This window comes from Paenibacillus sp. GbtcB18 (assembly GCF_019091125.1).
In the GTDB taxonomy this organism is placed as follows: domain Bacteria; phylum Bacillota; class Bacilli; order Paenibacillales; family NBRC-103111; genus Paenibacillus_F; species Paenibacillus_F chitinolyticus.
Window position 1 is genome coordinate 356,601 of record NZ_JAGXJX010000007.1, and the last position, 21,444, is coordinate 378,044.

The 21,444-nt window shown below is 53.4% G+C and carries 20 protein-coding genes and 1 rRNA gene; 12 read left to right on the top strand and 9 right to left on the bottom strand.

The genetic code is table 11. The annotated features are described in order from the left end of the window. The first annotated feature begins 149 nt into the window (after positions 1-149). The 5 genes from ilvA to KVT34_RS21245 all read left to right on the top strand — a co-directional run bounded on the left by ilvA (position 150) and on the right by KVT34_RS21245 (position 6,416). Positions 150-1,406: a threonine ammonia-lyase IlvA gene (ilvA, locus tag KVT34_RS21225; protein WP_217560838.1), complete on the top strand. Its 1,257-nt coding sequence runs from the start codon at positions 150-152 to the stop codon at positions 1,404-1,406. A gap of 247 nt (positions 1,407-1,653) precedes the next feature. Then, entirely contained in the window at positions 1,654-2,694 is a 1,041-nt protein-coding gene (locus KVT34_RS21230; RefSeq protein WP_217560839.1) for a BMP family lipoprotein, read from the top strand. A 151-nt stretch (positions 2,695-2,845) separates the two neighbouring features. After that, complete coding sequence (locus KVT34_RS21235; protein ID WP_042231232.1) at positions 2,846-4,384, top strand: ABC transporter ATP-binding protein; 1,539 nt, start codon at positions 2,846-2,848, stop codon at positions 4,382-4,384. Continuing rightward, positions 4,377-5,456, top strand: coding sequence for an ABC transporter permease (locus KVT34_RS21240; RefSeq protein WP_217560840.1), 1,080 nt, complete (start codon positions 4,377-4,379; stop codon positions 5,454-5,456). The genes KVT34_RS21235 and KVT34_RS21240 overlap by 8 nt, the downstream gene beginning before the upstream one ends. Continuing rightward, a complete protein-coding gene (locus KVT34_RS21245; protein WP_009675785.1) occupies positions 5,457-6,416 on the top strand; it encodes an ABC transporter permease in 960 nt (319 codons plus the stop codon). It begins immediately after the preceding gene. A gap of 150 nt (positions 6,417-6,566) precedes the next feature. Here the strand turns inward: KVT34_RS21245 and KVT34_RS21250 are convergent, their stop codons facing one another. The 6 genes from KVT34_RS21250 to KVT34_RS21275 all read right to left on the bottom strand — a co-directional run bounded on the left by KVT34_RS21250 (position 6,567) and on the right by KVT34_RS21275 (position 11,738). Further along, the gene (locus tag KVT34_RS21250) at positions 6,567-7,070 is read right to left on the bottom strand and encodes a hypothetical protein (RefSeq protein WP_254635040.1); all 504 of its coding nucleotides are present in this window, start codon (positions 7,068-7,070) and stop codon (positions 6,567-6,569) included. A gap of 102 nt (positions 7,071-7,172) precedes the next feature. Beyond that, complete coding sequence (locus tag KVT34_RS21255) at positions 7,173-8,069, bottom strand: hypothetical protein (protein ID WP_217560842.1); 897 nt, start codon at positions 8,067-8,069, stop codon at positions 7,173-7,175. A 51-nt stretch (positions 8,070-8,120) separates the two neighbouring features. Next, a complete protein-coding gene (locus KVT34_RS21260; RefSeq protein ID WP_217560843.1) occupies positions 8,121-8,555 on the bottom strand; it encodes a hypothetical protein in 435 nt (144 codons plus the stop codon). After that, on the bottom strand, positions 8,552-9,964 hold the full coding sequence (locus KVT34_RS21265) for a radical SAM protein (RefSeq protein ID WP_217560845.1): 1,413 nt from the start codon (positions 9,962-9,964) through the stop codon (positions 8,552-8,554). The genes KVT34_RS21260 and KVT34_RS21265 overlap by 4 nt, the downstream gene beginning before the upstream one ends. 5 nt (positions 9,965-9,969) lie before the next feature. Beyond that, positions 9,970-10,746: a prolipoprotein diacylglyceryl transferase gene (locus tag KVT34_RS21270; protein ID WP_217560846.1), complete on the bottom strand. Its 777-nt coding sequence runs from the start codon at positions 10,744-10,746 to the stop codon at positions 9,970-9,972. 125 nt (positions 10,747-10,871) lie between these two features. Then, positions 10,872-11,738 (bottom strand): AraC family transcriptional regulator, encoded by an 867-nt coding sequence (locus KVT34_RS21275; protein WP_217560848.1) that lies wholly within the window; start codon positions 11,736-11,738, stop codon positions 10,872-10,874. Positions 11,739-12,036: 298 nt separating this feature from the next. Between KVT34_RS21275 and KVT34_RS21280 the strand changes: the two genes are divergently transcribed. From KVT34_RS21280 to KVT34_RS21290, 3 genes are all read left to right on the top strand, one after another. Next, a complete protein-coding gene (locus tag KVT34_RS21280) occupies positions 12,037-13,212 on the top strand; it encodes a galactokinase (protein ID WP_217560850.1) in 1,176 nt (391 codons plus the stop codon). A gap of 76 nt (positions 13,213-13,288) precedes the next feature. Beyond that, on the top strand, positions 13,289-14,281 hold the full coding sequence (galE, locus tag KVT34_RS21285; RefSeq protein WP_217560852.1) for a UDP-glucose 4-epimerase GalE: 993 nt from the start codon (positions 13,289-13,291) through the stop codon (positions 14,279-14,281). Between the two features lie 46 nt (positions 14,282-14,327). Then, complete coding sequence (locus tag KVT34_RS21290; protein WP_217560854.1) at positions 14,328-15,941, top strand: UDP-glucose--hexose-1-phosphate uridylyltransferase; 1,614 nt, start codon at positions 14,328-14,330, stop codon at positions 15,939-15,941. An 83-nt stretch (positions 15,942-16,024) separates the two neighbouring features. On the opposite strand, the gene KVT34_RS21295 is transcribed toward KVT34_RS21290, so the two are convergent. Continuing rightward, positions 16,025-17,203, bottom strand: coding sequence for an MFS transporter (locus tag KVT34_RS21295; RefSeq protein WP_042231220.1), 1,179 nt, complete (start codon positions 17,201-17,203; stop codon positions 16,025-16,027). A 55-nt stretch (positions 17,204-17,258) separates the two neighbouring features. Next, positions 17,259-17,720 (bottom strand): MerR family transcriptional regulator, encoded by a 462-nt coding sequence (locus KVT34_RS21300; protein WP_217560856.1) that lies wholly within the window; start codon positions 17,718-17,720, stop codon positions 17,259-17,261. 420 nt (positions 17,721-18,140) lie between these two features. Between KVT34_RS21300 and KVT34_RS21305 the strand changes: the two genes are divergently transcribed. The 3 genes from KVT34_RS21305 to KVT34_RS21315 all read left to right on the top strand — a co-directional run bounded on the left by KVT34_RS21305 (position 18,141) and on the right by KVT34_RS21315 (position 20,508). After that, positions 18,141-18,998, top strand: coding sequence for a carbon-nitrogen hydrolase family protein (locus tag KVT34_RS21305; protein WP_217560859.1), 858 nt, complete (start codon positions 18,141-18,143; stop codon positions 18,996-18,998). 77 nt (positions 18,999-19,075) lie between these two features. Beyond that, positions 19,076-19,768: a GNAT family N-acetyltransferase gene (locus tag KVT34_RS21310; RefSeq protein ID WP_217560861.1), complete on the top strand. Its 693-nt coding sequence runs from the start codon at positions 19,076-19,078 to the stop codon at positions 19,766-19,768. A 68-nt stretch (positions 19,769-19,836) separates the two neighbouring features. After that, a complete protein-coding gene (locus tag KVT34_RS21315) occupies positions 19,837-20,508 on the top strand; it encodes a GNAT family N-acetyltransferase (RefSeq protein WP_217560863.1) in 672 nt (223 codons plus the stop codon). 195 nt (positions 20,509-20,703) lie between these two features. Here KVT34_RS21315 and KVT34_RS21320 read toward each other — a convergent pair whose 3' ends face one another. Beyond that, entirely contained in the window at positions 20,704-20,874 is a 171-nt protein-coding gene (locus tag KVT34_RS21320) for a hypothetical protein (RefSeq protein ID WP_217560865.1), read from the bottom strand. 502 nt (positions 20,875-21,376) lie between these two features. On the opposite strand from KVT34_RS21320, the gene KVT34_RS21325 reads away from it, so the two are divergent. Then, a 16S ribosomal RNA gene (locus KVT34_RS21325) occupies positions 21,377-21,444 on the top strand; the annotation flags it as partial.

The following is a 21,444-nucleotide window of genomic DNA, read 5'->3' on the forward strand; positions in this document are numbered from 1 at the left end:
TCATCACCTTCCGCAAAAAGAAACCCTGTTCCCGGCCTGTTAAGCGGGGGAACGGGTTTCTTTATTTTTCGGCCGAGACAAGCGCTAAAAGCCCGACTTGTGCTACAATAATCGGAATACCATTACCACATCGGAAAGGAAGTCCTGTCGTGAGCAATCCGAGCACTGTCACAGTTGAAGAAATCATACGCGCCAACCATGCGCTAAGCCGGGTTATTGAGCCTTCGCCGCTACAGCGCAGCGAGCTTCTGTCCAGGCAGTACGACTGCAATATTTATTTGAAAAGGGAAGACCTTCAGGTCGTCCGTTCTTTTAAAATACGGGGTGCCTACAACGTCATTCAAAGTTTGACGGAGGAGGAACGGAGCCGGGGCGTCGTATGCGCCAGCGCAGGCAATCATGCCCAGGGAGTCGCCTATTCCTGCAATCACCTGGGGATCGAGGGCAAGATCTTTATGCCGACCACTACTCCGCGCCAGAAAATCTCTCAGGTCAAAATGTTCGGAGGTCCCTACGTGGAAGTGGTCCTGATCGGCGATACCTTCGACGATTCGTCCACTCAAGCCCGGATTTATTGCGAGCGGGAGAATAAAGTCTTCATCCATCCGTTCGACGATGTGCGGACGATTGCCGGTCAGGGGACAGTCGGCCTTGAAGTGCTGAATCAAATGCCGGTGTCGCCTGATTTTATCTTCACCTCCATCGGAGGCGGAGGACTTGCGGCAGGAGTCGGCGCTTACGTCAAGGCCGTATCCCCGGAGACCGCCGTGATCGGCGTGGAGCCGGAAGGAGCCGCAGGGATGCAGCGCTCTATGGAGGCGGGCCGGGTCGTGACTCTGGAGACGGTGGATAAGTTCGTCGACGGAGCGGCGGTCAAACAGGTCGGCGAAATGACGTTCGAAATCTGCCAGCGCGTGCTGGATGACATCGTGCTGGTGCCGGAGGGCAAGGAATGCACGACGATTTTGGATCTGTACAACAATAATGCCATTGTCATCGAACCGGCCGGAGCCCTCCCGGTAGCGGCGCTGGATGCTTACCGCAGCCAAATTGTGGGTAAAAACGTAGTATGTGTGATCAGCGGAGGCAACAACGATATCGACCGGATGCAGGAGATCAAGGAGAGGTCTCTCATTTATGAAGGCCTCAAGCATTACTTCCTGGTCAACTTTCCCCAAAGGGCCGGAGCGCTCCGTGAGTTTCTGGAAGAAGTGCTGGGACCGACCGACGACATCACGCGTTTTGAGTATATGAAAAAAACGAACCGGGAAAATGCGCCCGCCCTGGTCGGCATCGAGCTGAAAAACAAAGACGATTACGAAGGCCTCATCTCGAGATTATCCAAAAAAGATATTAATTATGTCGAAATTAATAACAATCCTACCCTGTTTAATTTGCTCATTTAAACAATAAAAGAGCCGTACCCCATGGGGTGCGGGACTCTTTTGCCGCCTGGCTTGGCAGCGTTTTCGCAGTGACAGAAAAAATTAATTAACCGCAGTATATTTAGTTGTGGATTTTGGATTACCCAAGATGTATAATCGGTTACGCGGTATAATTAACCTAGTCCTCTCGACATATTTTTACAATTCGTATCCAATACTATGATGCAGGGATTAGGCTTACAAAAACCAAACAGGGGGTTTTACTTTTATGAAGAAGTTTTTCAAGCTGTCGCTGGTCATGATGCTGGCATTCACGCTTGTACTCGCAGGCTGCGGCAAGAAAGCCGACAACGGAGGCGCAGCACCTAGCGGCAATGCATCCGGCGGCGAGAAGAAGTCCGATGTGAAAATCGGCATGGTAACAGACGTTGGCGGCGTAAACGACAAGTCCTTTAACCAATCCGCATGGGAAGCGCTGGAGAAGCTGAAGAAAGATACAGGCATCTCCACGAAATATCTGCAAAGTAAAGCGGATTCCGACTATGTTCCGAACCTGAACCAGTTTGTACAAGGTAAATACAACCTGACTTGGGGTATCGGCTTCGTTATCGCGGACGCTATGAAAACCGTAGCTCAGCAAAACCCTACGGCTAACTTCGCTATCATCGATAACGTGGTGGAAGCTCCGAACGTTCAATCCATCACTTTTGCCGAAAACGAAGGTTCCTTCCTGGTCGGCGTAGTAGCGGCGAAAATGACGAAAACCAACAAAATCGGTTTTGTCGGCGGTATGGACATTCCGGTTATCAAACGTTTCGAAGCAGGATTCAAAGCGGGTGTTGCGGCTGTAAATCCGGACGCTAAAGTCCTGATCAACTACACGGGCGCATTCGATAAGCCTGACCTTGGCAAAGCGGCAGCAGCCACTATGTACAACGACGGCGCGGACATCATTTTCCACTCCTCCGGAGCAACAGGAAACGGTGTTTTCAACGAAGCGAACGACCGCATCAAGCAAGGCAAAAAAGTATGGGTTATCGGCGTAGACAAAGACCAATCCCTGGAGTTCGGCGATCAAGTGACTCTGACTTCCATGGTTAAAGGCGTTGAAGAAGCGGTAACGAAGTACTCCAAAATGGTTGTTGACGGCTCCTTCAAGCCGGGCGCTCCTGTAACGCTTGGTCTGAAAGACAACGGCGTAGGTCTTGCCTCGACTTCGAGCAAGAACGTTCCTGCGGATGTGCTGAAGCTTGCTGACGAATATAAAGAGAAAATCATCAAAGGCGAAATCAAAGTACCTGAGCAATAAGATTTCGTTTAGGCTGCACCCTTTTCACCATGTACCATGACGCATGTTTATGTACGTTTTTATGATGAAGCATACAACAAGGCTGGTTGCATAACTGGCCTTGTTCTTACTTTCCAGACCTTCTACCAATAACCTTAGTAAGGGTGATTTCATGAGTGCAGCGACCCCTGTCGTTGAGTTGAAGCAAATCACAAAGCGTTTTCCCGGAATTGTCGCAAACGATTCCATCTCTCTTAAGCTGCAAAAAGGGGAGATTCACGCCCTCCTTGGAGAGAACGGTGCGGGTAAATCGACCTTGATGAATATTGTTTTCGGCTTGTACCAGCCGGATGAAGGCGGTATCGAAGTCAATGGCCAGCCGGTTCTGATCGACAGCCCCAATAAGGCGATCGAGCTGGGAATCGGGATGGTGCATCAGCATTTTAAACTGGTTCAGCCGTTTACCGTCACCGAGAACATCATCTTGGGGATGGAACCGAAGAAAGGCATGAACATTGATTACAAATCCGCTGCCGAGCAGGTCAAAAAGCTATCCGAGCAGTACGGCCTTCAAGTAAACCCCCATGCTAAAATACAGGATATTTCCGTCGGCATGCAGCAGCGTGTCGAAATCGTGAAGACGCTTTATCGTGGTGCTGACATCCTTATTTTCGATGAACCGACAGCGGTTCTGACTCCCCAGGAAATCACTGAGCTGATGGATATCATGAAACGTCTCGTTGCCGAAGGCAAGTCCATCATCCTCATTACGCATAAGCTCAAGGAAATTATGCAAATTTCCGATACGGTTACGATCATCCGCAGAGGCAAAGTGATCGATACCGTCAAAACGTCCGAGACAACGACCCGCGAACTGGCCGAGAAAATGGTAGGACGCAGCGTCTCCTTCAAAGTCGACAAGAAGCCGGCGCAGCCGAAAGGACCTGTTCTGCAGGTGCGCGACATTAAGGCGAAGTCGCACGACGGGCTGCCGGTTCTGAACGGATTGTCCTTCGACGTGAAAGCCGGGGAAATCCTCGGAATCGCCGGCGTAGACGGCAACGGACAGAGCGAGCTGATCGAAGCCCTAACCGGACTGCGCAAAGTGGACAGCGGTTCGATCAAGCTGCTGGACAAAGAAATCGTCAACCGGTCACCGCGTCATATTTCGGAAGCGGGCGTGTCTCATATTCCCGAAGACCGGCATAAACACGGACTAGTTCTTGACTTTTCCATGAGTGAGAACATGGTGCTCCAGACGTACCACCGTCCCGCTTTCAACCGCGGCGGTTTCCTGAACTACGAAGCGATTGATAAACAGGCGGAACGGCTCATCGAAGCATTCGACGTTCGTACGCCGAGCATTCACACGAAAGCGCGTTCTCTCTCCGGAGGGAACCAGCAGAAAGCGATTATCGCCCGGGAGATCGATCGGAATCCGGATCTGCTTATCGCGGCGCAGCCGACCCGCGGACTCGATGTAGGTGCGATCGAATTTGTGCATAAGCAGCTCATCGCCCAGCGCGACCAAGGTAAAGCGGTACTGCTTATCTCCTTCGAGCTGGATGAGATTTTGAACGTATCGGACCGGATTGCGGTCATTTACGAAGGGGAAATAGTCGGGGAGGTTCTGCCGGAAGAAACGAACGATCAGGAACTTGGCCTGATGATGGCCGGCAGTATGAAGCGGGAAGGTGTGACCCATGAATAAAGTAATGAAGTTTTTTATGCGGGATTCCGCTGTCATTCCTCTTGCTGCGATCGTGCTCGGCTTGGTATTCGGGGCCATCGTTATGCTGGTAGGCGGATATAATCCCATTACCGCTTATTCTTCACTGTTTTCCAGGGTATTCGGAAACATGTACGATTTCGGCGAGACAATCCGCGAGATTACCCCGCTCATTTTGACGGGTCTTGCGGTCGCTTTCGCTTTCCGCGCGGGTCTGTTTAACATCGGCGGAGAGGGCCAGTTTATCGTCGGGATGACAGGCGCTTCCTTCGTCGGCATTAAGCTGGGCGGACTGCCGGCGATCATTCATGCACCGCTTGCCATTATCGTAGGCGCCCTTCTCGGCGGCCTTTGGGCAGCTATTGCGGGCTATCTGAAAGCAAAGCGGGGCGTAAACGAAGTTATCACCACGATCATGCTCAACTGGATCGCTCTTTATTTGGCGAACTACACGGTCAATCATTTCCTGCTCCTGAAAGGGCAGCAGCGTTCCGTTGACATTGAGCCGACGGCTTCGGTCAGCTTAGGCTGGCTGTCCGCTATGTTTGATAACGCCCGTCTGCACTGGGGAACGCTTTTTGCCATCCTTGCCGCCGTGTTCTTCTACTTCTTCTTGTGGAAGACGAAGCAGGGGTACGAGCTCCGTGCCGTAGGCCACAACACGAATGCCGCTGAATATGCGGGGATGAATGTGAACAAGAACATCATCAAAGCCATGTTTATCAGCGGAATGTTTGCCGGTCTGGCCGGCGTGTTCGAGGTGCTGGGCGTGTTCCACTACCAGACCGTTATGCCGGCGTCGCCGGGTTACGGTTTCGACGGAATCGCGGTTGCCCTGCTGGGGCTGACGAATCCGTTCGGCGTACTTCTTGCCGCTTCTCTGTTCGGTATCTTGACTTACGGATCCGCGGGAATGAGCTTTGGCGCCGATGTGCCGCCGGAGTTGATCCGGATCGTTATCGGTTCGATCATTTTCTTCGTAGCCGCACAAGGCATCGTGCGCTGGGTAATTGCCCCTCTCTATTTCAAGCGCAAGAAAGAGAAGGTGGTCTAGATGAGTTTGGATATTTTGGGTCAGCTGATCAATACAACGCTGGTATTTTCCACGGCGCTCATTTTTGCGGCCCTTGGCGGTATTTTCTCGGAGCGTTCCGGGGTCACCAACATCGGACTGGAAGGTCTGATGGTATCCGGCGCGTTCGCCGCGGCGGTCAGTACGTTTTACGCACAGGAAGCCGGCATGGGAAGCATGTCCCCATGGATCGGACTTCTGGCGGCTCTCGTATTCGGGGTTTTGTTCTCGCTTATTCATGCCGTTGCGACCATCACGTTCAAATCGGACCAGGTCATCAGCGGTGTGGTCATCAACTTCCTGGCGGCGGGCGTAACAGTCTACCTCGTCAAGCTTCTCTTCGAGGGTGCCGGACAAACGGAAACGCTGACGGAAGTATTCAGCAAATGGGCGATTCCGGGTCTCTCGCAAATCCCGGTACTCGGTTACGGTATTTTCACAGCCTACCCGACCACCTATATCGCGCTGATTCTTGTGGCCGTATCGTATTATGTGCTGTTCAAAACGCCGTTCGGTCTGCGTCTCCGTTCCGTCGGGGAACATCCGAGCGCGGCTGACACCGTTGGTGTCAACGTACGCCGCATGCGGTATATCGGCGTTATGCTGAGCGGCGCTTTCGCCGGACTGGGCGGAGCGACGATCGCCCTGACAACGACAAGCAACTTCTCGCATAACACCATCTCCGGACAGGGTTATATCGCCTTGGCTGCCATGATCTTCGGTAAATGGCATCCGGTAGGAGCGCTTGGAGCAGCCGTCTTCTTCGGTCTTTCCCAAGCGATCCGGAACTATGTGCAGTTGTTCGAATGGTCTCAAAGCATTCCGCAGGAGTTCATCTTTATGCTCCCGTATGTCTTGACCATTCTGGTTCTTGCAGGTGCGGTCGGCCGTGCTTATCCGCCTGCCGCCCTCGGCGAACCCTACGATCCGGGCAAGCGTTAAGCTGAACGGGAGCAACGAAGCAAAAGAGGCTGTCCCAAAAGTCACGAAAGTGACCAAGGGACAGCCTCTTTTTTTAGTTTCCGTGGCATAAGAGCAGCAGGAGCAGTTGTGTTCAGTTAACTTGGCGGGCTAATGGGGAAGGTCCCCGGTTTACATATCTTTGTCTTCGCCGCTAATTATACTTTCTCGTTTATCAGGGGCCGGTTCCAGCGGTCCCAACAGTTGGCCTGCCCTGCGCAGCAGCAGAATAATGGAGATCCCCGACAAAAATCCGACTATACCTAGAACAATCAGGAGAAATTGCCAAGCTTCCGGCATATTTAATGCCAGAGGACTTAGTACAAGTGTGGCGCCTGTAACCGCTAAAAAAACGGATCTTCGGATATGGGCGCTTTGTGCCAGTTCGGGAAGGTTGCTGCGGACAGCGGCGGAAATAACACCGGTGCAAAGATAATAGATGAAGGCTAGCAAAAACGCTGAGTTGACCAGTCCAAGCGAGAACCAGAGGAAAGAAAATTCCTGGCTTGTGACCAAGGCTCCTCCTAGGTTGATTTCATTCGGCAGCGATGAAAAAATAAGCACGATAGCGAACCGGCGCGCAACGCGGAATGCTTGCTCCTGCTTTCCAAGCTCGCCGAGTGCGGAAGCGGCCATCCAAAATCCGATGAAATCGGGAAGCAGATCCACGGACTGAATACGAAAATGGAGGAAAACGAGGGTCAATCCCCAAGAGATCCGAAAATAAAGGCGGCTCAATTAAGGCAGCTCCCTTCTGGTTTGCACGATCTTTCGGATGTTTAAAGCGCTCAGATCGGACTCATACCTTATAGATCCGGCCATGTCGTCTTTAAAGCCGTCGGAAGATTGGGCTTTGACCCGAACGGCTTCTTCGATCCGATTATATTTTTCGGCTGCTTTATGCTCGGGTGTATCTGTACCTGTATCTTCGAATCGGTAAGATAAACGCACGTAGTTTCCCTTTTTTACGGCTACTGGGAATGAAATCTCTTCGACGGGAAGACCTTCCGCCTCCATCCTATCTCCGGATTGAAGAGAGGTACGATAACCGGGCTCCTGTTCCAAAGAGAGCGCATCGAGATACAAGTTCATGCGGGGGGAACTGTCATTCGGGTAGGGGGATTCAACCCCTGTCAGGATCAGGTCTTCTTTGGTCGTCACAAGAGCGTACCCGACATTCTGATTGGAAGTGCCGCCGCTTGAAAATTCGAACAAGGAGCGATCGGTGGTATTTTTAGCCTGTGGTGTGAGGGTAACGTCACCGATATCCAGCATACGGGAACTTCCGTCACTGAGCCAGGCGCGAACCTGCTTAATATGCAAAGTGTCTGTTTCCTGGATCTGCTGTTCTAGAGAGATTAAAACCGATTGATAATTTTGATAGGTATACCGGTTTTTATTTAGAAAATTGACGGAAGCATAGGGCAGCCCCGGAACCTCCACATTTACAATGTGAAGGCCTCTGTGATTCTCCAGATAGGAGAGTTTAAAGCTGGCCCCCTCTTTAAGAGGGAGATCAATAAAATGCGATAGAAAAATAGGCTCCGGCAGCTGATTTTTTTCATAAACCCACAGGTTTCCGATCCAACTGACCAAAGCCAGAAGAAAGACTGCAATCAACGGACTTTTTTTCAACGAACGGCCTCCATTCCGGCGGCTTCTCTATCCCTTGCTTCCGACAGAAGATCAGCCCAAACTAAACATGACATAGCCGAAACAGGCGGCATTCAAAAGGAACGTGATTCCCGCTCCTATAAGAATCCCTTGAACGACGGCCGCCCGTTTACTGAAAATAAGGAGAAGCGGCAAAACGTAGAGCATCTGTACGATGCCGATCCCAAAGTACATCGGAAGGGCAAAGAGCCATAGGAGATGGCCAAGCGCCACCCAGCCGATTCCTTTCCAGACATCGAGCCCTTTCCACGGACGACGGGACCGGCCGGACCCGCCATGTTCATGAGAGGGTGGAGGGGAGGTTGGTTCGGAACCAGTCTCCGTTGCGTGATCCACAGGTTCGGAATTCCAGGCTGGTTCCGATCCTTTTTCCTTCCCGGTTTCGGATGAAGTTTCCGCCTCCGGCTGCGTACCGTTCTCAGTCTGATCGTTTTTATAATCACTCATGCGAGCCCCCCTGTCTCCGCGCGCAGCTCTTCCAATAGTGCTTCTCGGCCGTCACGGTAAAATAAATTGTACGTATCGAAGGGAATGATTCTTCCGTCGGGATGAGCGATATGCACACATGATTTTTTTACGGAACGGACATCGAAATTGTAAGGGTCCAGGAACTGCATAATCAGTACGCGGAACACATTGTCATACCCGATATGCTCCGGTACGGCGACGGACGGCAGGCAGCAAAGCAGATTTTTCAACGAAAGCGCCGACGATTCGGGAGAATGAGCGGTCGAGAATAGGTCGAAGACTTGATCCTTTAACGTCTGATCCTGCTCGAATACGATCGTATTGCGGCCGCCTTCCAGCAAAATTTGAGGGTCGATCATCCCGGTTAGCGGTATCGCCTGTCCTCCCAGCTTCAAAGCATATCCCATGGCGAGGCAGTCTGGATGACAGGGAACCGGTATGATATCTTCCGGCTGAAAAATACCGGATTGCTCGATAATCATCCGGCGCACTTCGCTGAGTGTCAGCCGGTCTTTGGCCGGATCGAACGCTTCGGTACGACCGGCAACTTGTACCGGCTGGAACGTTACGCCCCGGACCGCGCGCTGCTGCAGCCCGTAACGGATAATTTCGCCGACCTCGGAGTCGTTGAGTCCCTTTTTTAGAGTAACTACGAGAGTGGTCGAGATATTAAATTCATTGAGATGTTCGATCGCACGCCGGCGCACATCACGCAAGTCTGCCCCGCGCAGCTCGCGGAGGGCCTCTTCTTCAAAGCTGTCAAACTGGAGATACAGCTCGAATCCCGGCATATACCGGGACAGCTTCCGCACGAACTCCCGGTCCTGGGCGATTCTCAGCCCGTTGGTGTTCACCATAAGGTGCTTAATGGGCTTGGTTTTAGCCAGATCGAGAATCTCGAAAAATTGGGGATGGATCGTCGGCTCCCCGCCGCTGATCTGTACGATATCCGGTTCTTCTTCGTTGCGTACGATAGCGTTAAGCATGGTTTCGATCTGCTCCAAAGAACGCCAAGTCTCCCGCTTCGGAGAAGATTCGGCATAGCAGATCGGACACTGGAGATTGCATTTGTCCGTAATTTCCAGGAGCGTCAGGCAGCTGTGCTGCTCATGGTCCGGGCACAGCCCGCAATCGTACGGGCAGCCGTACTTGATCGGCGTGTTCCAGTGCTGGGGCATTTCAGCGGGCTTCAAAAATTCGCGGCACCGTTTGTAATACTCCGCATCATCGGAGATCAGAACCTTTTCCCGGCCGTGCCGGCCGCAGTATTTAAGCAGATAAACGTTCTCATCCTCGATAATGACCTTCGCCTCCACTTTACGGAGACATTGGGAGCATATGCTGTTGGTGAGTTCGTAGAACAAATAAGGACGGTTTTTGGTAGGCATGGAGGTCAGGTTCCTTTCCCGATTAAGGTAGGTTTCGCAGAAAACTTACGCCGCAAAAGCAGGACGTAATAGATCAGGCCCGCTATGCAGGCGAGCTGAATGTTGTTCAGTCCGGCATACGGGTGGGGAGTCGGTTTGATAAAGTCGATCAGCAGGCGGAAAAGAAGATAGCCTCCCATGAATGTAATGAACGACATGCCGTCCGGCAGGTGAACCGATCCGAGCCTGGCACGGTTTTTCATCACCAAGATCGCGATGCCGAGAAGAAGCAGGAATGCGATCTCGTAAAGCTGAGTCGGATGACGGAGAATTCCATCGCCAAAGTCGACCCCGGTTACCCAGCCTGTCGGGGTTCCGTAAGTATGATCATCCAGACCGGTCAGAAAGCAGCCGATTCGTCCGATCATCATCCCCGTAAGAAGCGGCAGCGCCATATCATCGCCTGTGGAACGGGTGTGCCCGATTCTCTTCTTGGTCCATTCCACGCCGATCAGTCCTCCGAGGAGCCCTCCGACGATCGTTTTACCCTCCATTAGGTAGGTCATGTCGTTCCAGCGCTGCAGGGTCATGGCGGGGTCTTCCAGCCAGTAAAGCATCTTCGATCCTGCAGCCGCCCCCAGTGTGGCACCGACGAGGACCCAGAGAGCCTGACTTGCTTGGAGTTTTTCCTTGCTCCGGGTATAGAGATAAAGACGGAATCCGATAAAATAGGCAAGCGCTTCAAAAACAAGATGAGGATGCAGCCGGATAAAGCCGAGGTCAATATACACTGGAAAAGTCATGGGTTCCTCCCCGATAAAGTTAAGGTAAATTATACCACAAGAAAATTAAGACAGGGGATCGGATGGAGAGCCGAACCTAGCGGGGGCCAATACGGAATTTCCGCAACAACCCCAATTTCGCGCCGCTACATACGTTTCATATCGCTGCGGTAGTCCGTTGGAGACAGGCCGTACCATCTCCGAAACTGCTTGGAGAAATAAAGCGGATCGCGGAATCCCACGGAAAAAGCGATCTGCTCGATCGTCAGCTCCAGCCGTTCCCGCAGAAGCTGCCGGGCTTTATCGACCCGGAGCTTGGACAAGAAAGACACCGGCGTCTGGCCGGTATGCTCCCTGAACAGCCGGGACAGGTAAGCCCGGTTGTAGCCGAGCGCTTCCGCCATAGACTCGATCGAGATGTCCTCGGCATACTGCGCGGACAAATAATGCAGCATCTGCTGCACCGTCACCTCCGTCCGGGAACGGGAGTGCGCCTTACCCGGTTCGGGTAAGGGCGGCCGTGCCGCGTCGGCGTATTCGGCCAGCAGCAGATGAAGATAGCCGAGCGCGCGAAGCGAAGCCGTGCCGCTCTTGTGCCTCAGCGCGCGCTGTAGGCGCCGGAAAAGCGCCGGGACACGGCGGCCCGCATGCGCCGTGTGAATAACCGGCTGCTCCGGTGTGAAGCCGGCCTTGCGCATGTGGGCCGCCGCTTCCGCACCGGTGACGGCGAGCCAGCAGTAGCGCCAGGGATCGGCTTCGTCGGCTTCATAGCCGACGAGCTGCTCCGGCGCGATGCAGAAGCTGTCGCCGGGGCCCAGGAGAAGCTCCCGGCCCGCTGCGGTGAACCGCCCTCTTCCGGAGATAACCGTATGGATGAGGAAATAATCGTACACCTTAGGCCCCAGGCGGTGGAGCGGGTTGGTCTGGCTTTCCCCGGAGAAGAGTACATGAAGAGCCGCATCTTCCGGCGGCTCCGGGTTGGACACGACATAGTAAGTGGGTTCTCGCTTCATTGGACTTTACCTCCTCCTGTTTGCGATAATGAGTTAAGAAAAAACGGCGCCGGACAAGCAGTTCTTTTCCTATACTCCTACTGACAAGGAGCTTGCCTGCGCCGGAATCTGCACAGTTTTCGCTTTTCCTTCATCCTACCATCTCCTATATGCTTCTGACATCACATTTTTCCATAGGGTCCTTACATCATTCCATAGGACTTCAAGTGGTTCACGCTTATACTGGAGGTAGAAGAACGAAACAAGAAACCGTTAACAATTCAAGGACAATATGACTCTACTTAAAGGCGGTGCCGAGATGGCCGATCTTAATCTCCTTAAAACACAATTTATCGAACTGTACGGAGGGTCTGAGAAGGATATCACAGTTTTCCATGCTCCCGGCCGTGTTAATTTGATCGGCGAACATACCGATTACAACGGGGGCTATGTCTTTCCGGCTGCCCTGACTTTCGGCACTACCCTTCTTTTGCGCAAAAATAAGGAAGGCCTGCTTCGCATGGCTTCCACTAATTTCGTCCATAAAGGGTCTTGTTCCCTGGACGATATCGTTTACCGGGAAGAAGACGACTGGATGAACTACCCGAAGGGTGTAGTCGCCAAGCTTCAGCAGAGAGGCCAGGGCCCCCGGTCCGGCTACGATATGCTGTATCACGGTGAAATTCCGAACGGGGCGGGGCTTTCGTCCTCGGCTTCTATTGAAGTGGTCACGGGGTACGGATTACTGGAAGCGGAGGGATATCCGGCAGACCGGGTGGAGCTGGCGCTGCTTGCTCAAAAAGCGGAAAACGAGTTCATGGGCGTAAACTGCGGCATTATGGACCAGTTTGCCGTTGCGAACGGACGCAAGGATCACGCGATTCTGCTCATGTGCGATACCCTGGCGTACGAACTCGTACCTTTTCAGAGCGGAAGCTACAAGCTTGTGATCGGCAATACGAACAAGCGCCGCGGACTCGTAGATTCGGCCTACAACGAACGCAGAAGCCAGTGCGAGCAGGCTGTTCGCGACTTGCAGACCCGCTTCCCGGACTTGACGCTTCTTGGTCAAATCAGTCTGGAGCAGTTCGAGGCGAACAAAGATGTCATCAAGGACGACACCGTCCGGCGGAGAGCGCAGCATGTCGTGGAGGAAATCGACCGCGTGCTGAAATCCATAGATGTGCTGAAGGCCAATGACTTGGAAGCCTTCGGACGGCTGATGACAGGATCTCACGAATCTTTGCGCGATCTTTACGAAGTTACGTGCCGGGAACTCGATGTGATGGTAGAAGCCGCATTGTCTGTGCCGGGCGTCCTCGGATCACGGATGACGGGAGCCGGATTCGGCGGCTGCACCGTCTCTCTCGTGCATGAGGACAGCATTGAGGCATTCCGTGAGAAGGTCGGGTCAATCTACAAAGAACAAACGGGACTCACAGCGGATTTCTACGTTTGCAGCATCGGAGACGGCGTGAACAGAGTACAAGACTAGGCATTTGTCGGGCCTTTGAGTCAACGAATAAAATCTTCATATAGAAACGGAAAACAATTATCGGGAGGCGGAAAAAATGGCGATTATGGTGACAGGCGGGGCCGGATACATCGGTTCTCACGCCGTAGCGGAGCTGCTGGATAGAGGAGAAGAGGTTGTGATCGTAGACAATCTCCAGCAAGGTCATCGCGATGCGGTATTGGGCGGCAAGTTTTACGAAGGCGATCTGCGGGACGAAGCGTTTCTGGACACGGTATTCCGGGAAAATGAGATCGATGCGGTTATCCATTTCGCAGCAAACTCGCTAGTCGGAGAAAGTATGACGGACCCGGCGAAATATTACCACAATAACGTGTACGGGACTCTCTGTCTGCTGGAAAAAATGAAAAAATTCGACGTGAAACGAATCGTGTTCTCTTCGACGGCGGCAACATACGGCGAGCCCGAAAACACGCCGATTCTGGAAAGCGACCGGACCGAGCCAACGAACGCCTACGGGGAAACGAAATTGTCCATGGAGAAAATGATCAAATGGTTCGATCGCGCTCACGGGATCAAATCCGTTTCGCTGCGCTATTTCAACGCGGCGGGAGCCCATGAAAGCGGCCGGATCGGCGAAGACCACCAGCCCGAAACGCATCTGGTTCCGCTCATCCTTCAAGTGGCGCTCGGACAACGAAGCCATATCTCCGTCTTCGGAGAAGACTATGCGACACCGGACGGGACTTGTATCCGCGATTATATCCATGTCAGCGACCTGGCCGACGCTCACGTGCTTGCCGTAGAGAAGCTCCGCCAAGGCGGGGAGAGCGGCGTGTACAATCTCGGAAGCGGCAACGGATTCTCCGTAAAAGAAGTGATCGATATCGCCCGCGAGGTGACGGGTCATCCGATTCCGGCCGTTTTGGAAGCACGCCGTTCCGGAGACCCCGCGGTTCTTATCGCCTCTTCCGATCGAGCCCGTCAAGATTTGGGCTGGAAGCCTAAACGGGACAATCTCCAAGCGATTATCGCCAGTGCCTGGGCATGGCACCAAGCGCATCCGGAGGGATATGCGGACAAGAAATAACATCTGGAGATTACCTGCCTGCCGGGCGTAAGGAGTGAGCGTAGAGATGAATATGGACTTGGAACGGGATCAAGCACGGAATCAGGCTGATCAGGCGGTGCTTGCCGTTGAACGCCTGGTGTCGTTTGCCCTTGCGAAAGGAATGATCGAGTCCTTGGATGTATGTGCGGCGAGGAACGCGCTTTTGGATGCGCTGGGTCTGTCTGAGCCGTATCAAGGCGCGGACGGAAACGCTGTAGACGAAACGGTGGCCGCGGAGCCTGGAGAAATGCTCGAAGTTTTACTGGACTTCGCTTATTTCCGCGGACGCCTTGAAGAAGATACGACCACTTACCGGGATCTTTTTGATGCCCGTTTGATGGGACTGCTGATGCCGAGACCGTCTGAGGTCGCCCGGCAGTTCGGGGAAATCACAAGGGAACACGGAGTGCGGAAGGCCGCGGACTGGTTTTACGAGCTTTGCATAAACAGCAATTACATTCGTATGGACCGGATACGCAAAAACGGGTATTGGCTGGCCCCGACGGAATACGGGAATCTCGAAATTACCGTCAATCTGTCTAAACCGGAGAAAGATCCGAAGGAGATCGCTCTTCTGCGGACGCTCAAACAAAGCGGATATCCCCAGTGTCTCCTGTGTGTGGACAATGTCGGCTATGCGGGCAGGCTGGATCATCCGGCCAGGCAGAACCTGCGCGTACTTCCGCTTACGATTGACGGGGAAGCCTGGTTTTTTCAATATTCCCCATACGTCTACTATAACGAACACTGCATCGTCTTGAACGAAAAGCATGTCCCGATGAAAATATCGGAGCGGACTTTCCGCAGGCTGTTTGATTTCATCGAACAGATTCCACATTATTTTGTGGGCTCGAATGCGGACCTGCCGATCGTCGGAGGGTCGATTTTGAGCCACGACCATTTTCAGGGCGGGAATCATAAATTCCCGATGGAGCTCGCTCCCGTTGAGCGGAAGTTCGTCTCGGGCACGCACCCCGGCGTCACGGTCGGCATCGTCCGGTGGCCGATGTCGGTCCTGCGGCTCGAAGGAAGCGGCCGCGAGGACGTCCTCCGCGCCGCGGATATGCTGCTCGCCTCATGGCGTGCCTACAGCGATCCGACCGCGGACATCGCGGCGTTCACGCAAACAGCGGACGGTGTACGGGTTCCTCACAACACCGTCACGCCGATCGCCCGGTTCAACGCGTCCGGGCAGTACGAACTGGATCTCGTGCTCCGCAACAACCGCACGAACGAAGAACACCCGGATGGCATCTTCCATCCGCACCGCAACCTTCACCACATCAAGAAGGAGAACATCGGCTTGATCGAGGTGATGGGTCTGGCCGTCCTTCCTGGCCGTCTCCAGGAAGAGATCAGCGGAATCGCCGGGTTCCTTACCGGAGATTCCGCGTGGAACGGCGCGGACGGCCTGGAAGCGGGCCATCCGCTGGAGAAACATGCCGCCTGGATCGGCGAGCTTGTCGCCGCCGGCGGCACGGCCCTTTCTCTGCAGGAGGCGCACGAACTCCTGCAGAGGGAAATCGGCGGCAAATTCAAGCAGGTGCTTGAAGATGCCGGCGTATTCAAGCGGACCGATGCCGGTCAGACGGCATTCGGCCGCTTCTTGGGCAGCCTCGGCTTCGTGCCCGCCGAATAGGCCAAAAAAGCCTTTCGTCCTCCCGCAGCGGGGAGAACGAAAGGCTTTTTTATACGCCGGCCGAGCCGGTACGCCGCGGGCGTCTATCCGGCCTGCGGCCCGGCTGCGCCTGCCTTGGCCGGACGGCTGCGCCAGACGGACATCGCGATGACCGCGATGAGCGCCAGGCCGGCCGCGACGGCGAAAGGCAGCTGGGCCGACAGATGGTGGGCGATGTAGCCCGACAATACCGGAGCGATAGCCGCACCCAACCAGCGTACGAAATTGTAGGCGCCGGACGTTACGCTCCGTTCGAACGGAGAAACCTCCATCACGTGGCTTGTGAACAAAGCATTGTTCAATCCGCAGAACAAGCCGATGACGATAATCAGCAGAATTTGCAGCCACAAGGTGTGAACAAGGAACAACAGCAGCAGAATGAGGCAGAACGCCCCCAAGCTCCACGGAATGATTTGCGAAGGTTTATAGCGCTCCTCCAGGTTGTGAGCCAGCTTCGCGGAACCGTAGGCCAGCATGAGGCCCCAGCCGAAGAAAACAAGCCCGAGCTGGATGGCCGACATATGAAGCATCAGCGGCGAATAAGCCAACACGACGAAGAAGCCGTAATAATAGAACATCGAAGACCCTGCGACACGCAGGAACGGCTTGTGGGTCGCCAGGTGCAGAAGCTCCTTGAGCCCGGCCGCTTTGCGGACCGATTTTTTCTCCGGCTCCTGAATCATGAACAGTACCAGCAGGAACGCGATAAGCACAAAACAGCCCGTGGCGATAAACGGCAGCCGCCAAGAAATGCCGCCGAGCAGTCCGCCGACAAGCGGTCCGCCCGCCATTCCGAGGCCGATCGCCGCTTCATACATGCCGACGGCCGTATTGGCCGAGGGCGTCAAGGCAATAAGCAGGGTCATGGCCGTGGCGAAGAACATCGAATTCCCGAAGCCCCAGCCCGCCCGGAACAAGGCTAGCTCGGTAATGCCGCCGGATGCGCCGCACAGAAAGGCGAAGACGGTCACGACGGCGAGTCCGGCAACCATCATTTTTTTGTCGCCGAAGCGGGTCGCCGCAAGCCCGGACGGAATCATCATAATCGCCATGGTGAGGATGTAGGCGGTAAAAAGCAGCTCGATCTGCGCGGGATTCGCGCCGATTTTCTCGGCTATAATCGGAAGAATCGGATCGACGACCCCGATTCCCATAAAAGCAAGAAAAGTGGCAAACACCGTGACGTAACGTGCGCGTGTTTGCTTTTTTATTCCCTGATCCATACCAAAATGCACCCCTCGCACAAGTCTGGCCGGGAAATGGGTATCGCGAGCACGGCTATTGTCCGGAAGACGGGGTCTTGCCGGAGGACGCCGCCGTTTGAGGCTGGCCGATCGCTTCACGTACCTTGGAGAGCAGCTCTTCCATATCTTTTCGGAACGCCTCCATTTTATGAATCTTGAGATCAAGCATATCCACCTGTTCGGCGAGTCCGCCCGCTACTCGCTTGAGTTCCTCCTGCTTCTTCAGCTCGACGGCATAGCCGTCGGAACCTTCGCGGTAGGAAGCCAGCAGCGTATCGATTGCCAGGAAGTGCTGCAGCTCCTGCAAAGAAAAGCCTAGCACTTCGCGAGCCAGCAGCACTTTCTTCAGACGATCCACGTTTTCCTGGGTGTACAGCCTTACGCCTCCCTCGCTGCGCGTAGGCGCCTCGAGAAGGCCGATCTCTTCATAATATCGGATCGTACGTTTGGTCAATCCCGTCTCCTTGGCGACATCATCAATTTTTAACCGTGTCATGTTTACCACTCCCAGTCGCTAATATCAAGATTACTCCTGTTTAACGTTAACGTCAACGTTAACTTTATCCCCTTAGTTGAAAAATTTTGTTGAACTTTCTGGACCCGGCCTCTGAATAACCGGGGTTCGTGTCCATTAACTTTTCTCTATAAGTATATCGTTTTCCGGCTCTTCTAACCAAATCGGCGCGCTTTGCGAAACAGCTAAAAAACCGCCACACTCTTTGTTGTGACGGTTCTGATTTATAGCGGTGCGGTATCCGAACGTGCGCTATGTCTGATTGTATCCGCTAAATTGTTTTAGAACGGGGGATTCCTACTTTTGTTCCATAATCATTCATCATATAATGAAATCATCGGCAAATCCATCCGGTTCATACGGGTTTGCGGCTAAGTTTTTCCGCCTAAGGAGGAGTTCGTTTTGAAATTCAGAGTTTCCGCAGTCCAGCATCATCTGCATACCATCTCGAGCTTTCGGGAGTTTGCGGATCAAGTCGAGCATTACGTCAAAACGGCGCAGGAATTCGATTCCGACTTCGTGCTCTTTCCGGAGCTTTTTACCACCCAACTGTTGTCCATTCGCAATCCTGGGGAGGGAGCGCTGATGATCAACGATCTGCCCTCCTTTACCGACTCATATATGGAGCTGTTTAAGGGACTCGCCAAGTCCACCGGCATGCATCTTATCGGAGGCACTCACATCATTGAAGACGGCGGGCGCTTGTACAACTCCGCGTTTTTATTTTATCCCGATGGCAGGGTAGGGGAGCAAAGGAAGCTGCATATCACCCCGACGGAAGTGAAAGAGTGGAACATGGGAGCCGGCGACGCTCTTCAAGTATTCGATACGGATAAGGGCCGCATTGCTATTCTCGTCTGCTACGACATGGAGTTCCCCGAAATCGTCCGTATGGCCAAAGCCCGTGGCGCAGACGTTATTTTCTGCCCTTCCTGCACAGACGATCGTCACGGCTTCCACCGCGTACGCTACTCCTGCCATGCCCGTACCATCGAGAATCAGATCTATGTGGTCGTGACCGGAACGATAGGATCGCTTCCAACCGTTGACTTTATGAGAGGGAACTTCGGACAAGCCGCCGTGCTTACGCCTAACGACGTGCCCTTTCCTCCGCGCGGCATACTGGCCGAAGGAGAAATCAACGACGACATGATCATTACCGCCGATCTGGATTTGGCTCTGTTGGAAGAAGTCCGGGAGAAAGGCTCCGTTACCACGTGGCGCGACCGCAGAACCGATTTGTACACCGATTGGTCATAAAGACGGATGGTTTGAATCCGGCAGCGGATTGTCGAAGCGGTACCTACAATTTTAACGGAAGCGGGGCCAGAAACGAGATGAATACGACACCAGAATCCGAACCGCTCAAATATATGAAGAAAATGTACGTTTTCGACGGGGAGAAACCGGTTCCCGCCCTGATCAGAAGCTACTCGGAAGCGGATTTCGAAGCTCTGATCGACGTGCAGCGCCTAAGCTTCCCGCCTCCGTTTCCCGAGGAACTGTGGTGGAACGAAGAGCAGCTCAGCAGCCATGTCCGGTTATTTCCCGAGGGGGCTCTCTGCGTGGAGGTCGGAGGCAAAATCGTCGGCTCCATGACGGCGCTCCGCATCCGGTTCGATCCCCTCCATCCGGAGCATACCTGGGAAGAAATCACGGACGGAGGGTATATCCGCAACCACGATCCCGAGGGGGATTCTCTCTATGTTGTGGATGTTTGCGTGATGCCGGCGTACAGAAAGCTGGGGCTGGGCAAGTGGCTCATGTTCTCCATGTACGAGACGGTCGTCCATCTGGGGCTTCGCCGTCTTTTGGGCGGGGGGAGAATGCCCGGTTACGGGGCCCAGGCCGGCAAAATGACCGCCGATCAATACGTCGATGCGGTTGTAGCGGGAGTGCTTCACGACCCGGTGCTGAACTTCCTGCTCCGGTGCGGACGAATGCCGGTCGCCGTGCTTCCGGATTACCTGAAAGACGAAGAGTCCCTGAATCACGCTCTGCTGATGGAGTGGAGGAATCCCTTTCTCTAAAAGGCGGTTCCTTTTTCCGGGGAATAGCCCGGCAGTCTAAGCAACAACACTTTGAGAGGATGAGGCCCATGGAATACATACGTATTACCGATATCAACGACCCTTTATTTGCGAAAATGCACCAGCTCATGCAAACCGTTTTTCCCGCTGAAGAGGTGCTTGATTTTGACCTGTGGAAAGAACCGCTCGAAGATCCGGGCATCCGGGTGTTCGTCGCCGTTCACGAAGGGGAAGTTGTAGGAGCGACCGAGTACCGCTATTACACCAATCTGGGAATCGCGATGACCGACTTTACCATTATCGGCCGGCCTGGCCTTGGCATCGGCAGATTCCTAAGCCGCAAACGTCAGCATGACCTGGCGGATCTGGCCGCTCAAAGCGGGAAACCCATGATCGGCATGTTTGCCGAGATCTACGATCCTTACCGGGTAGAAGATCATTCTTTTGGCGGCGTTAAGCCGATGGATCCTTTCGTCCGCCGCGAAGTTCTGTCTCATTTAGGCTACCGCCGTCTGGACTTTCCTTACGTTCATCCTTCCTGGCAGAACGACGGAGAAGCCGTAAGCGAACTGGATCTGTGCTTTATGCCTTCGGATGAGGATGCGGAATACGTGCCGTCTTCCCTTATCGCCGATTTTCTGACCCGATACTACTCCGTGCTTGAAAATAAACCGCCGACTTGGCAGGAAATGATCTCGCGTCTCCGTGAATCGGAGCGTACGGCGCTTCTTCCCCTGTAAGCGGGAAGCGAGGATGAAAAGATTTTTTATCAGGAACTGGTCCAACCGGTGGGGTAAAATCAAACAACTCCCTTCACAGTGGCGGAAGTTTGCGTATAGAGATGCGGATCTTCGTCTTACTCCTATGATTGAAAGAAGCGGGCCTTCCCGCACAATTTAAAAAGGGCTCCCTTAGGAGCCTTTTGTTTTTACCGTTTAATCCCGCGTTTTTGCATGCGGTGCTTGTGTGTTCAGCTTGTCCTTATTTCGGATGGCGCGCTTATCTTCAGCCAGCTCCAGGGTGTCATTCGCAAACTCCATGTCCTGATTCTCTGCATTCATGTGTGTTGTTCCCTTGTAGTTTCCGCTGTGCGTTTTGTTTTCCATGGGGTTGCCTCCTCTCTACATCATTAAATAGATAAAGTTAGCTTTGGTTTGCTGTCCGGAGAATATGCGCACTTACTTCTCGAAAAGGATGGTTTACATACGTATAGAAAAAACGCTGCAAGGATATGCTGATAGCATTGTTCTGTGCATGCATAGCAACTGGAATAAAAAACCTGTTGCAAAGCTATTGCTGACATGGTACATTAATTTAGCTGACACGGACGAGCCCTTGAAAAACAAGGCCGGAAGCGAAGCTGAGAAATTAATCTTCAAAAAAAAGGTTGACTTCAAAAAACGGATATGTTATTATGGAATTCCGGCCGAGAGAAACTGGTCGATACAAACAAGTAACATACACAAGATTGTCCTTTGAAAACTGAACAACGAGTGATTGAAGCGTCTCAAGTAATTGAGACATTAATGAGAAGAAATTCTCGTCAGCAACGAATGATTGAGCTTAATCAGCTTGAGATAAACCGCTGGCCTTAGGGCTGGCACAACTTTATCGGAGAGTTTGATCCTGGCTCAGGACGAACGCTGGCGGCGTGCCTAATACATGCAAGTCGAGCG